The following is a 12,107-nucleotide window of genomic DNA, read 5'->3' as shown; positions in this document are numbered from 1 at the left end:
CTCCTTTAAAATTGCATCCGGGCCTGCAACGGACGGGAACCGATGGCCAGTCGACCCCGTCAAGCAATGGGTATCATCAATCTCGTTCCACATCCCGGATCGATCAGGCCGGATTGCCTAGATGAGCCGGTTCGGAACCATTCTCTTGAAGAACCCATTACCCAAAAGCCATTTTCACGCGGCTTTTGGGTAATAAGTTTTAAAACGATGACGACGGAAAGGGGCATGAAGCCCCTTCCCGCCAGCAATCGCAAGATTACTTAACGTCGACCTTAGCGCCGGCGTCTTCAAGCTTCTTCTTGAGGTCAGCAGCTTCAGCCTTGGAAACAGCTTCCTTGACAGCCTTCGGAGCGCCTTCAACGAGGTCCTTGGCTTCCTTGAGGCCGAGGCCCGTGATAGCGCGGACTTCCTTGATGACGTTGATCTTGTTGGCGCCAGCGTCAACCAGGATCACGTCGAATTCAGTCTTTTCTTCTTCAACAGCAGCAGCAACGCCAGCACCGCCAGCAGCAGCAACAGCTACCGGAGCAGCAGCGGAAACGCCCCACTTTTCTTCGAGAAGCTTGGACAGTTCTGCAGCTTCCAGAACGGTCAGCGAGGAGAGGTCTTCTACGATCTTTGCGAGATCAGCCATTTTGATAGTTCCTTTTGTTCAGTTCGAACCAGTTTGAATATTTACAGCGAAAAACCGCCTTAAGCGGCTTCGTCCTTCTTGGCGTAAGCCGAGAACACGCGGGCAAGCTGGCTTGCCGGTGCTGCAACAACCGTAGCGACGCGAGTTGCCGGGGCATTGAGAAGGCCCAGCAGCTTTGCACGCAGCTCGTCCAGCGAAGGCAGGGTCGCAAGCGACTTGACTGCTTCGGCGTTGAGCGTGGTTGCGCCCATGGCGCCGCCCAAAACAACGACCTTGTCGTTGGTCTTGGCGAAATCCATGACGACTTTCGGAGCGATCATCGGGTCAGTGCTGTATGCAATCAGCGTCTGTCCCTTGAAGAGATTGGTCATCCCTTCCGACTCCGTACCCTGAAGAGCGATCTTGGCCAGGCGGTTCTTCGCGACCTTGACGGTGCCTCCGGCAGCGCGCATCTTCGAACGGAAGTCGTTCATCTGCGCAACGGTGACACCAGCATAGTGGGCCACGACAACCGAACCGGAAGCCTTGAAGACTTCGTTCAGCTCCGTGACGAATTCGCGTTTTTCCGCTCTTTCCACTGTCTGTCTCCAGTAGACGGGAACACAACATGTGAACCCGTCGGGTTTGCCTTTGCCCCAAGGGACCTTTTTACAAAGATCCCGAGCGACGCTCGAGGATCCTGTCCCCCGCTCTGTCGCCGCAAACGGCTTCAGGCACAGGCACACCAGGTTCGAACCGGACAGTCAGGCATCGACAGATGCCTCAAATCCAGCCTCACCCGTCTCATGCAGGCTAAATGATTAAGGCCAGGCCCCGAAAGACATAGCCACCCGCAATCTCGGACAGGAGTTCCGGGTTTCCCCGGAAATTTCCGGCTCCCTGGGAGCCGGAAATTCTTTTATTCACACTCCCCTTGGGAAGCGCGAGAATTGATTAAGCGGTAACCGACGAAGGGTCGATCTTGACGCCCGGACCCATGGTCGAGGAAATCGCGACGCGCTTGACGTAGTTGCCCTTGGCACCGGTCGGCTTTGCCTTGATGACGGCATCGGCGAAAGCCTTGATGTTTTCTTCAAGAGCCTTGGCGTCGAACGAAGCCTTGCCAACGCCAGCGTGTACGATACCGGCCTTTTCGACGCGGAATTCGACAGCGCCGCCCTTGGATGCCTTGACAGCACCGGCAACGTCCATGGTCACGGTTCCGACCTTCGGGTTCGGCATCATGCCACGCGGGCCGAGTACCTTGCCGAGACGGCCGACGAGCGGCATCATGTCCGGGGTCGCGATGCAACGATCGAAGTCGATCTTGCCGCCCTGAACGATTTCAACCAGTTCTTCCGCACCGACGACGTCAGCGCCGGCAGCCGTGGCTTCATCAGCCTTGGCGCCACGGGCGAAAACGGCGACGCGAACGTCACGGCCGGTGCCGTTCGGCAGGTTGACAACGCCACGAACCATCTGGTCCGCATGGCGCGGGTCAACGCCGAGGTTCATCGAAACTTCAACGGTTTCGTCGAACTTGGCGACAGCACGTTCCTTGACCATCGAGATGGCGTCGGTGAGAACGTAAAGCTTGTTGGGATCCACGCCTTCGCGGATCTTCTGAATGCGCTTTGCTACCTTGGCCATGATCAACCTACCACTTCCAGGCCCATGGCGCGGGCAGAGCCCTCAACCATTGCCATTGCGCCTTCGATGTCGGCTGCGTTCAGATCCTTCATCTTGGCTTCAGCGATCGTCTTGACCTGAGCCTTGGTGATGGAGCCGACCTTGGCGCCCTTGCCAGGCGTCTTAGAACCGGAGGTGATCTTAGCTTCCTTCTTCAGCCAGTAGGTCATCGGCGGCTGCTTCATGACGAAGGTGAAGGACTTGTCCTGGTAATAGGTGATGACGACCGGGATCGGCATACCCTTTTCCATTTCCTGCGTGGCGGCATTGAACGCCTTGCAGAATTCCATGATGTTAATGCCACGCTGACCAAGTGCCGGACCGATCGGCGGGGACGGATTGGCCGCCCCGGCCTTTACCTGCAACTTGAGCTGGCCTGCAACTTTCTTAGCCATATCTCTCTGCCTTTCAATTCAAACCGGTTACCCGGCTTCTCTTAAGCCGGATCGCTCCGGCGGCTGCGGTTGCGTGGTGCGGCGCCCTGCCCCGGCTTAAAGAGCCAGTTAGCCTTCCACGCGCTTGGGGCTTTACCCCGCCAATCAGACCTTTTCGACCTGATTGTATTCCAGCTCGACCGGTGTCGCGCGGCCGAAAATCGAAACTTCCACCTTCAGGCGCGAACGCTCTTCGTCGACATCCTGAACCACGCCGTTGAACGACGCGAACGGACCGTCGGAGACGCGAACCTGCTCGCCGATCTCGAACGAAACCGAAGACTTCGGACGCTCGACACCTTCCTGAACCTGACCGAGGATACGCTCGGCTTCATAGTCGGGAATCGGAACAGGCTTGCTGTCCGAACCGAGGAAACCGGTGACCTTCGGCGTGTTCTTGATGAGGTGATAGGCCTCATCCGTCAGGTTGGCGCGCACCAGCACGTAACCCGGAAAGAACTTGCGCTCGCTATCGACCTTGCGGCCGCGACGCACCTCGACCACCTTTTCGGTCGGCACGAGGATTTTCTCGAAAAGATGATCAAGACCCTTCTGACGGGCCTTTTCCTCGATCGACTCGGCGACCTTCTTTTCGAAATTCGAATATGCGTGAACGATGTACCAGCGCGCTGCCATTTTTATTCTCCGTTCGATCCTTCTACCGGGCCCTTGACCGCGCCGTTACCGGCCTACGTTCAGCACCAGGCTGAGCAGCCAGCCGATGAGCTGGTCCGCAGCAAAGAAGAACAGAGCCGCAAAAATGACCATCACCAGCACCATAGCCGTCGAAATCATGGTCTCGCGGCGCGACGGCCAAGTGATCTTTGACGCTTCGGCGCGAACCTGCTGCAGAAACGTAAACGGATTGGTTTTGGATGCCATTGACTGCCCACGCAATTACGGCGCGTAAAGCCGAACTAATCAGCCCCACGCACCGCGTGTCTGTTTTGACCCTACATAAACACCGATTCCACTTTTAACAAGAGGAAATCGACATTCGGCGAAATTCGCCGGAAAACCGGCCCCATCTGCCATGCAGCGAAAACCGCGCTTGCGAATGGAAAGTGGCAGGGGCAGAGGGGCTCGAACCCCCGACCTGCGGTTTTGGAGACCGCCGCTCTACCAACTGAGCTATACCCCTTAGTCACCTGAAGCGGCCGCGAAATCGCTTGGCCAATTCGGTATGGGCTCCTTTAAGGTGCAGGGAAAAGAATGGCAAGTGTGTTTTTTTATTTTTTCACGGCGTCCCACCGCGAATCGCCAGTCCAGAACTGGCTCGAAACTCGCGCCCCGCTGAAAAAAGAAAGAAACCTATTTCCCAGCTTCAACGGTTGACGTTTCATCACTTGACGCATGCTTAGGTTGCTCCGAGCTAGGCCTGCTAGCGCTAGCAACTATATCGCTTAAACGCCTGTTCCAGTCGCTCAATGTCGCGAGCAACGGAGCAGCCTCGTTAGCCGTTGCAGGGCAATTCATGGTTAAGAGCTGCGACGAGATTTCCGAACTCAAGATAATGAGCCCGAAATGGATTTGCGCTTGCTTAGCAATCTGGTCCTGTCCCGCGACAAGCGATTGTAGCGCCGTTACTGCGGTGACCGTTGCTGGAAAAACAATAGCAAATATTTTGATGTAGGAACCAAACCTCCTACCCGCCTGAGAATACTCCGACGAATTTAGACCGGCGAAGATTGTCGTAAACATCCCAAGGCAAATTATCGCAACAGAGAAGTTCTGGGACCTAGTCTGCAGTCTTTCCATAACATACTTAGCTTGATTTCGCTCCCGAGGAACGCGATTTTGCAAGGAGTTTAAGGCAGACACAACTTTTGCAGCGGTGTCATCGTCCGCGTACTTTCCCCCGCAACGACTGAACCAAAGCATTACAGCCATGTCGTTATCTGCCCACCTAGAATCAAATCCAAAAGTGAGATCGAATGGCTCTTTTTCGCGGCGGGCAACACGCTTAAAGAATTGAGTCACAGGGCTATATGTCGACTCCAAGCCAGAGGTAAACTCGTCCGATATCGAATCTGTCAGCTGGCTCGGCGCCAGCAGATAGGTCGTCAGAAACAAAAACCAAAACCCAATTATCGCGACTAGGATGAGTAGGAGCGATTTAAATAAAATCATACTATACTTAAAAAACATATTGCCTCCTACGCCCAAAAAAATATCGCATAGGTTGAGTTGGACAGCAATATTCATTTCGCAAACCGCAGCCATAACCTTTGTTATGCCACGCAAAACAAAAAACCCCGCCGTTCCAGCGGGGTTTTCTCAAATCCCTTGCGGGAAAAGATTACTCGACGATCGAAGCGACGATGCCGGCGCCGACGGTACGGCCGCCTTCGCGGATAGCGAAGCGCAGCTTTTCTTCCATCGCGATCGGAACGATCAGCTCGACGTCAACGGTGACGTTGTCGCCAGGCATAACCATTTCCGTGCCTTCCGGAAGCGTAACGATGCCCGTTACGTCCGTCGTGCGGAAGTAGAACTGCGGACGGTAGTTCGTGAAGAACGGCGTATGACGGCCGCCTTCTTCCTTCGTCAGGATGTAGGCTTCTGCCTTGAACTTCTTGTGCGGCTTCACCGAACCCGGCTTGCACAGGATCTGACCACGCTCGACGCCGTCACGGTTAACACCGCGAACCAGTGCACCGATGTTGTCGCCCGCCTGGCCCTGGTCGAGCAGCTTGCGGAACATTTCAACGCCGGTAACCGTCGTCTTCGAGGTCGGACGGATGCCGACGATCTCGACTTCTTCACCAACCTTGACGATACCGCGCTCAACGCGACCCGTCACAACCGTACCACGGCCCGAGATCGAGAACACGTCTTCGATCGGCATCAGGAACGGCTGGTCGATCGGACGCTCAGGCGTCGGGATGTAGGCGTCAACCGCAGCCATCAGCTCGCGGATCGCGTCTTCACCGATCTTCTTGTCAGAATCTTCAAGAGCGGCAAGAGCCGAACCCTTGATGATCGGGATATCGTCGCCCGGGAAGTCGTAGGACGACAGAAGTTCGCGAACTTCAAGCTCGACGAGCTCGAGAAGCTCGGCGTCGTCGACCTGGTCGACCTTGTTGAGGAACACGACGATCGCCGGAACGCCAACCTGACGGGCAAGCAGGATGTGCTCGCGGGTCTGCGGCATCGGGCCGTCGGCTGCCGAGCAAACCAGGATCGCGCCGTCCATCTGGGCAGCACCGGTGATCATGTTCTTCACGTAGTCGGCGTGGCCGGGGCAGTCAACGTGTGCGTAGTGACGGGCAGGCGTCTCATACTCAACGTGGGCCGTCGAAATCGTGATACCACGAGCCTTCTCTTCAGGAGCAGCGTCGATTTGGTCATACGCCTTGAACTCGCCGAAATACTTCGTGATCGCAGCAGTCAACGACGTCTTGCCGTGGTCGACGTGACCGATCGTGCCAATGTTGACGTGCGGCTTATTGCGCTCAAACTTGCTCTTTGCCATGTGAATTGCTTCCTGTGAACGTGAAGTAGTTTTCCCGGCGAACCGGTTTGGTGTCGCCGTTTAAGGCTTTGTAAGCGAATGCGCAAGACTTAATTGTGAAAGCGTCTTCGCGCGCGCCTTAAGCGTGCCTCGAGGCCTGTATATGGTATCTGGTTTGCGACATTCAAACCCTCGTAAGGGCGAGGCGGTGGTTGGCCTGGCATCCCCCTCCTCCTGCATGGCCGATCACTAAATAAGATATTTCTATCACAACTTCTTTACCTGCACCGGCATGATGGCTTAAGGACATTCCATCGCCGGGGGGAGACGGGCGACTGGAATCCGGCGCGAACGCGCCATCCCATTCCATATCTCGATCCGTCGCTTTCCCTCGCGACTTCTTTATCCGTTTCAGGACCATCCCATGGAAATCTTCACAGCCGCCGGTTTCACGGCATTCTTACAGGTCATTGCAATCGACCTCGTTCTGGCGGGCGACAATGCCATCGTCATCGGCCTTGCCGCCGCCGGTCTGCCCGCTCATCTCCGCCGCAAGGCGATCCTTGTCGGCATCATCGCCGCCACGGTGCTGCGCATCGGCTTCGCCGCCGTCACCGTGCAGCTTCTCGCCATCGTCGGCCTGCAATTGTTCGGCGGCCTGCTGCTCGCCTGGGTGTGCTGGAAGATGTGGACTGAACTGCGCGAGGCCGCAGGCTCGATCGAAGACGAGGTGACGGACGAAGAGGCGGACCTGACCAAGGGCCACAAGACCTTCTTCCAGGCCGCGACCCAGATCGTCATCGCCGATGTGTCCATGTCGCTGGATAACGTTCTTGCCGTCGCCGGCGCCGCACAGGAACACGTGACGGTGCTGATCATCGGCCTCGTCGTGTCGATTGCGCTCATGGGCCTCGCCGCCAACTTCGTCGCCAAGCTGCTGCACCGCTATCGCTGGATTTCCTATCTCGGCCTGATGGTCATCATCTATGTGGCGCTCAACATGCTCTACCACGGCACGCTCGAGGTTCTGCCCCATATCCAGCCGTATCTAGGCTGAAACGACTAGTAGAAACGCTTCTCCAGAAGGCCCGGAAACGCCAGTTTCCGGGCCTTTTTCGTGGCCTGTGACCGTAAGGTCTCCTCACCCGGTTTACCGCCGCAGGGCAGGAAGAATCAATCGCAGCACTTGCTGCAACATCAGGAGAAGACAGGGAAATCGTGATTTTTCGCCGATAAATTCTGACAATTGAGGTCAGCCACGGGCAAGCCTAGGGAGCTAGTCAATAAGTCATAATAATAAAAAGAAAGGTAAAGCTGCCAATGGCTTATGACTGGAGCGGCGGTCGTACCCGCCGCCTTCGCAGAATGAGGTTCGGCGTTGTCGCCAGCTCGCTCATCCTGCTGGCGCTTCTTGCGTCGCTCGTTCTTGGCTGAACGCGCCGCGCGCGCACTCCCACGCTGACCGGCGGCATGGCAAGGTTTTCAGGAACCGCCCTGCCGCCGCTCCTTTGCGGGTTCCGACACTCAGGATTTCTTGGCCTCGACGCAATGAACCGGCTGCTTCATCTCCGGATCCGCCATCAGATCGTAAAGATCCGCCTCTTCACCCTTCGACCACCAGACATAGATGCCGCCCTGATATTTGGCACCCGACCCTGAAATGACATTTGCAGCAACGGTGACGCCGTCCTCCAGCCCCAGCCGCACGAGGCTGATCTCGCCGGCATTAAAATAGGTCGCCTCCACCTTGTCGGCGGCGCATTGGTAGACGGTCTCCACCTTCTCGACCGCCGCGTCTTTCGGAAGCGGAATCACCAGATCTTCAGCCATGGCGCCGGTAGCGACCGACATGGAGAAAACTGCAAGGCAGATAGCGGCAACGGATTTTTTCATGATGACCCTTTCGCGATTTCACCGAAGCATAAGGTCATGCCAGCAAAGCCGAAATGGGGCCGCCGCCTCTTAACATGTCAAATTTTCGGGAATATCGGCCTCGCAAACATGCGGCGGTGGCGCACAGGCCTTCACCACTTTCATTCAGGCCGGCAAGCTGTGGCAAAACCTATCGAAACAGCCAATAAACGCCGCCAAGGATCACCGTCCACATCAACAGCGATATGGCCAATACGGTGAGATAGTTTCGAAATCGTCTGGTCATCCGCCCACATTGCCGGCGAGCCGTCATAGGACAGCCGCAGCCGTTGAATTGCTGGATGCGGATCAAACCGCAAGATCAACTCTTTCTATCAAGAGATTGAATCGCAAGCCATTCGCAGATTTTACCCGCCCGAAAACGGGGTTGTCCCATTCCGCGGGTTCAACCCCACCATCGAACACGCTCATCCGCAATCATGGCCCTGATCGCGGATGAGAAGTAATGTCGTCTGCCGGCGAGGACGGCAAAGGCACTGAGACAAACGGGCGCAGCCGAATCTGCTCACGCCTTGTCCGAGGCAATTCCGGATAGTGCGGCGATGCCGGGACAGCGGTCATCAATCCGCCGCCCCTGCCCGTCTCAGCTCTTGAGAGCCGTGTTGCACAGGCTCCAGTAACCGCCGCCCTTCTGGATCCATTTCAGATCGCCGAGCGTGCCGTCATTCTTGTTCTTGTGATAGGAGTCGACGCAGGTTTTCAGGCGAGCCTTTCCGGGCGTCTCGCTTGAATATTTCTTATCGACAGCACTCGGGAAAGCGACGCCCTTCGGGGCCTTTATCGTCGCTTTTTCGGGTTCTTTTTCGGTGGTGGCCGCGACCTGCTTGTCGTCGGCCGCATCCTCGGCGGCCGCCTCGCTGCCGCAGAACTTGGCGCGATAGTCGTTCCACTTGATGTCCTTGGCAGACCCGTCGGCTTTCGCCGCCTGATATTTCACGCTGCACTCCTTCATGGTGAGTGCGGCTGCGGGGGAGACAAACGCCGCCGATGCCAGCAGCGCAAAGGATGAGAGAATGACAACCCTGTTCAACATTGAAGACTCCCGTTTGCATGATTGCGGGCTGACTATCTGACCGGATTTTCCGCTTGTCAACGAGCAGTGCGGTATGGGCGGAAAGTCAACTCCACAAGGAACCGGAGCATTCCGATATAGCGACTTCGACCGTATCCCACGGCAAGCCACGAGAATCACGTGTTCGTGTGGCGTCAACCCTTCATCGGAACGAATTTCCTAAGTTTTCGTTAGCATACCGAACGAATAACGAGGATTTATCGATGTTGAGGATGCCGAAGACCATCTCCGCGCTCGCTCTTGGCGTCGCGATATCTGCCGCTGCTGTCGTGCCCGCCCATGCCTTGAGCCTTATACAGCCGGCCTATGAAACACAGGCGCAGAATTCAGATCAGCGAGCCTATCCCGCATCGGCCTTTGCGGCAGGCAAAGGCGAAGAGGCCACACCGAGCGGTTACGCCCTGTCACAAGCCGAAATCAACCACGTAAAATGGTGTGCGGCGCGCTACACGTCCTACCATCCCACCGACAACAGCTATATGGCCGCTGCCGGCACGCGGACGCAATGCCGTTCACCCTATTGATTCGGTTGCGGCCCGGGCTGCGTCTCCGGCCCGGGCCATTGTCGACAAGATAAAATTTACCTTAAATTCTAGTGATCTGAACCTTTTTCCCCGCGCGCCGTTTGAAGCGCGTGCCAAATGGGGAAAACGCGATGTTTTGGAATCTGGAAAAGCTTGAGCAGGAACGACTTGATCTGATCGAGGTCATCACGGCCCTGCGTCAAATCGAGCGCCTGTCGAAAACGGATAGCACCTCGATCTTTGAGGAAATCACGGCACATATGGGAAGGCTGAGCGAACTGGATGCGGAGAAATTGCGGATCCAGTCAGCCCTGGAGGCATGCTGAAAGAGGCGTTGGGGGAAGCAAGGCCCCGACAAGACGCCGACCCGGGACAAACACTGAGGCGAGAACGCCCTTTGCAAAGCTTGCAAGACGCCGAAAGGCGGCCGCATGTTTCCGTCGAGGCAAAAAGCCACAAGGCAGCGCTAAACAGACTTCATTGAAGTATGGAAAGAGTAGCTGGAGCGGGTAGCGGGAATCGAACCCGCGTATTCAGCTTGGAAGGCTGCTGCTCTACCATTGAGCTATACCCGCGGTGGCGATTTCGATCCGTGCAGAATGGTGGAGGGAGTTGGATTTGAACCAACGTAGGCGTAGCCAACGGATTTACAGTCCGTCCCCTTTAACCACTCGGGCATCCCTCCAGTTATCTGCGAGGATCAAGCGACCAAGCTCTTCAGATTTCGCTGCGGCGAAGCGCCGTTGCGTCGTCTGTGGCGCGTATATGACGGCCTCGTTCGTTTCTGTCAACACGCCCTTTCACGAATTTTCGGGAAAAAATTCAAACCCCTTTGCAGCCCTGTGGATTATCACGGGGGCTGGTGCGCGCCTCTTCCCGGAGATATAAGGCGCCATGAGCAAAGACGATCCCGACAACAAATCCACCCGCGACACGCACTACGCCAACCTGCGCCGTGCCGTGCGCGACGCCAAGCGCGAGCGCGGCGAAATTCCGACCCCGCAGCAGCCGCGCCGCAAGAACCGCGGCGCCGACGACTGGAAGCCGCCGCAGCTGGCGCCCGATCAGGTGCATCTTTATGGCCTGCACACCGTGCGTGCGGCACTTGCCAATCCCGAACGGCAGATCATCAAGCTTTCCGTGACGCAGAACGCCTTTGCGCGTCTCGATATCGGCGAAGCGGACGCACAGCCCTTCCCGGTGGAGATGGTTTCGCCGCAGGATATCGACAGGGTGCTCGGCCCCGAAGCCATCCACCAGGGCGTGATGCTGGAAACCCGGCCGTTGCCGGTCAAGCGTCTCGGCGCGCTGAAGGACAGCCCGCTCATCCTCGTGCTCGATCAGGTCACCGATCCGCACAATGTCGGCGCCATCATGCGTTCGGCGGTCGCCTTCAACGCCGGCGCCGTCATCACCACCATGCGCCACAGCCCAACCGAGTCAGGCGTGCTGGCGAAATCGGCTTCCGGTGCGCTCGAACTCATTCCCTATATCCAGATCACCAATCTGGCCGATGCGCTGGGCGAGCTGCACAAACTCGGCTTCTTCTCCGTCGGTCTGGATTCGGAAGGCCCCGCCCCCATCGAACAGACCTTCAGCGGCGAAAAAATCGCGCTGGTGCTGGGCGCCGAAGGCAAGGGGCTGCGTCAGAAGACCCGCGAAACCGTCTCGGCGCTCGCCCGTCTCGATATGCCCGGCGAGATCAAATCGCTCAACGTTTCGAATGCGGCGGCCATCGCCCTTTATGCAACGCAGCAATTTCTGGGCAAAGCGTCGTCCTGACGCTTGCTCTTCCTTGCGAAATGGCAAAGCGCAACGCATGCTGCGCCTTTGTCATTCCGCATGGAGAAAATCTCAACATGACCGAGCAGACCATCAAACCGACCGGCGAGCTGACGCTCAGGACACTCGCCATGCCGGCCGACGCAAATCCTGCCGGGGATATTTTCGGCGGCTGGGTCATGTCACAGATGGACTTGGCGAGCGGCATCCGCGCCGCGGAGCGTTCCCGCTGTCGCGTGGTCACGGCGGCGGTCAAGGAAATGGCCTTCGAACTGCCGGTGAAGATCGGCGACACGCTGTCCATCTATACCGATATCGCCCGCGTTGGCCGCACGTCCATCACGCTGACGGTGGAAGCCTGGGCGCAGCGGTCGCGTTATGACAAGCTCGAGAAAGTCACCGCCGGAACCTTCATCATGGTGGCGATGGACGAAAACGGACAACCCACGCCCATTCCGGCCGCGGATTAAGCGCGCTGCGGCGCCGGGCTCCAGCGCCGCACTCCGTTCAAGCCGCATATAGAGCAGGCAGCATCGGCATCCCACGCATTACCGGGATCATTCTTCAGCGTATGCGCGCCCCTGTCGTTCCTCCCTTGCCGTCCCTC

General features: G+C 57.3%; 17 protein-coding genes and 3 tRNA genes. 5 read left to right on the top strand and 15 right to left on the bottom strand.

Going from position 1 to position 12,107, the window contains the following annotated elements:
• Positions 1-59: 59 nt before the first annotated feature.
• From ACIQUH_RS07340 to tuf, 10 genes are all read right to left on the bottom strand, one after another.
• Entirely contained in the window at positions 60-227 is a 168-nt protein-coding gene (locus ACIQUH_RS07340) for a hypothetical protein (RefSeq protein ID WP_162995192.1), read from the bottom strand.
• A 29-nt stretch (positions 228-256) separates the two neighbouring features.
• Entirely contained in the window at positions 257-634 is a 378-nt protein-coding gene (gene rplL, locus ACIQUH_RS07335) for a 50S ribosomal protein L7/L12 (protein ID WP_400813413.1), read from the bottom strand.
• Positions 635-693: 59 nt separating this feature from the next.
• Entirely contained in the window at positions 694-1,212 is a 519-nt protein-coding gene (rplJ, locus tag ACIQUH_RS07330) for a 50S ribosomal protein L10 (protein WP_004442637.1), read from the bottom strand.
• A gap of 355 nt (positions 1,213-1,567) precedes the next feature.
• Complete coding sequence (gene rplA, locus ACIQUH_RS07325; RefSeq protein ID WP_003523724.1) at positions 1,568-2,263, bottom strand: 50S ribosomal protein L1; 696 nt, start codon at positions 2,261-2,263, stop codon at positions 1,568-1,570.
• Between the two features lie 2 nt (positions 2,264-2,265).
• Positions 2,266-2,697, bottom strand: a complete 432-nt coding sequence (gene rplK / locus ACIQUH_RS07320) for a 50S ribosomal protein L11 (protein ID WP_003523723.1) — start codon at positions 2,695-2,697, stop codon at positions 2,266-2,268.
• Positions 2,698-2,841: 144 nt separating this feature from the next.
• Complete coding sequence (gene nusG / locus ACIQUH_RS07315) at positions 2,842-3,372, bottom strand: transcription termination/antitermination protein NusG (RefSeq protein WP_003523721.1); 531 nt, start codon at positions 3,370-3,372, stop codon at positions 2,842-2,844.
• Positions 3,373-3,417: 45 nt separating this feature from the next.
• Positions 3,418-3,618, bottom strand: coding sequence for a preprotein translocase subunit SecE (gene secE / locus ACIQUH_RS07310; protein ID WP_003523719.1), 201 nt, complete (start codon positions 3,616-3,618; stop codon positions 3,418-3,420).
• Between the two features lie 183 nt (positions 3,619-3,801).
• A tRNA-Trp gene (locus ACIQUH_RS07305) sits at positions 3,802-3,877 on the bottom strand.
• Between the two features lie 170 nt (positions 3,878-4,047).
• Positions 4,048-4,941 (bottom strand): hypothetical protein, encoded by an 894-nt coding sequence (locus ACIQUH_RS07300; RefSeq protein ID WP_400813410.1) that lies wholly within the window; start codon positions 4,939-4,941, stop codon positions 4,048-4,050.
• 94 nt (positions 4,942-5,035) lie between these two features.
• Positions 5,036-6,211, bottom strand: a complete 1,176-nt coding sequence (tuf, locus tag ACIQUH_RS07295; protein ID WP_400813409.1) for an elongation factor Tu — start codon at positions 6,209-6,211, stop codon at positions 5,036-5,038.
• Positions 6,212-6,614: 403 nt separating this feature from the next.
• Between tuf and ACIQUH_RS07290 the strand changes: the two genes are divergently transcribed.
• A complete protein-coding gene (locus ACIQUH_RS07290) occupies positions 6,615-7,247 on the top strand; it encodes a TerC family protein (RefSeq protein ID WP_400813408.1) in 633 nt (210 codons plus the stop codon).
• Between the two features lie 467 nt (positions 7,248-7,714).
• Here ACIQUH_RS07290 and ACIQUH_RS07285 read toward each other — a convergent pair whose 3' ends face one another.
• From ACIQUH_RS07285 to ACIQUH_RS07275, 3 genes are all read right to left on the bottom strand, one after another.
• Positions 7,715-8,083, bottom strand: coding sequence for an MliC family protein (locus tag ACIQUH_RS07285; protein WP_400813407.1), 369 nt, complete (start codon positions 8,081-8,083; stop codon positions 7,715-7,717).
• A 140-nt stretch (positions 8,084-8,223) separates the two neighbouring features.
• Positions 8,224-8,421: a hypothetical protein gene (locus ACIQUH_RS07280; protein ID WP_400813406.1), complete on the bottom strand. Its 198-nt coding sequence runs from the start codon at positions 8,419-8,421 to the stop codon at positions 8,224-8,226.
• A gap of 284 nt (positions 8,422-8,705) precedes the next feature.
• On the bottom strand, positions 8,706-9,155 hold the full coding sequence (locus ACIQUH_RS07275; RefSeq protein WP_400813405.1) for a hypothetical protein: 450 nt from the start codon (positions 9,153-9,155) through the stop codon (positions 8,706-8,708).
• Between the two features lie 242 nt (positions 9,156-9,397).
• Here ACIQUH_RS07275 and ACIQUH_RS07270 point away from each other — a divergent pair, with 242 nt between their 5' ends.
• On the top strand, positions 9,398-9,718 hold the full coding sequence (locus ACIQUH_RS07270) for a BA14K family protein (protein ID WP_400813404.1): 321 nt from the start codon (positions 9,398-9,400) through the stop codon (positions 9,716-9,718).
• 131 nt (positions 9,719-9,849) lie between these two features.
• Positions 9,850-10,044, top strand: coding sequence for a hypothetical protein (locus tag ACIQUH_RS07265; RefSeq protein ID WP_400813403.1), 195 nt, complete (start codon positions 9,850-9,852; stop codon positions 10,042-10,044).
• Positions 10,045-10,219: 175 nt separating this feature from the next.
• Here the strand turns inward: ACIQUH_RS07265 and ACIQUH_RS07260 are convergent.
• Positions 10,220-10,293: transfer RNA gene (locus ACIQUH_RS07260), tRNA-Gly, on the bottom strand.
• Positions 10,294-10,318: 25 nt separating this feature from the next.
• Positions 10,319-10,403, bottom strand: a tRNA-Tyr gene (locus ACIQUH_RS07255).
• 209 nt (positions 10,404-10,612) lie between these two features.
• On the opposite strand from ACIQUH_RS07255, the gene rlmB reads away from it, so the two are divergent.
• Together rlmB and ACIQUH_RS07245 are read left to right on the top strand one after the other, a co-directional pair.
• Positions 10,613-11,500, top strand: a complete 888-nt coding sequence (gene rlmB / locus ACIQUH_RS07250; RefSeq protein ID WP_400813402.1) for a 23S rRNA (guanosine(2251)-2'-O)-methyltransferase RlmB — start codon at positions 10,613-10,615, stop codon at positions 11,498-11,500.
• Positions 11,501-11,577: 77 nt separating this feature from the next.
• Positions 11,578-11,970 carry an acyl-CoA thioesterase gene (locus ACIQUH_RS07245; protein ID WP_400813401.1) on the top strand — a complete coding sequence of 131 codons (393 nt, stop codon included), beginning with the start codon at positions 11,578-11,580 and terminating at the stop codon, positions 11,968-11,970.
• Positions 11,971-12,107: the final 137 nt, after the last annotated feature.

Source organism: Agrobacterium sp. NPDC090283, assembly GCF_044769685.1.
Taxonomy (GTDB): Bacteria; Pseudomonadota; Alphaproteobacteria; order Rhizobiales; family Rhizobiaceae; genus Agrobacterium.
Note: the sequence above shows the minus strand (reverse complement) of the source record. Positions and strands in the feature narration are given on the sequence as shown.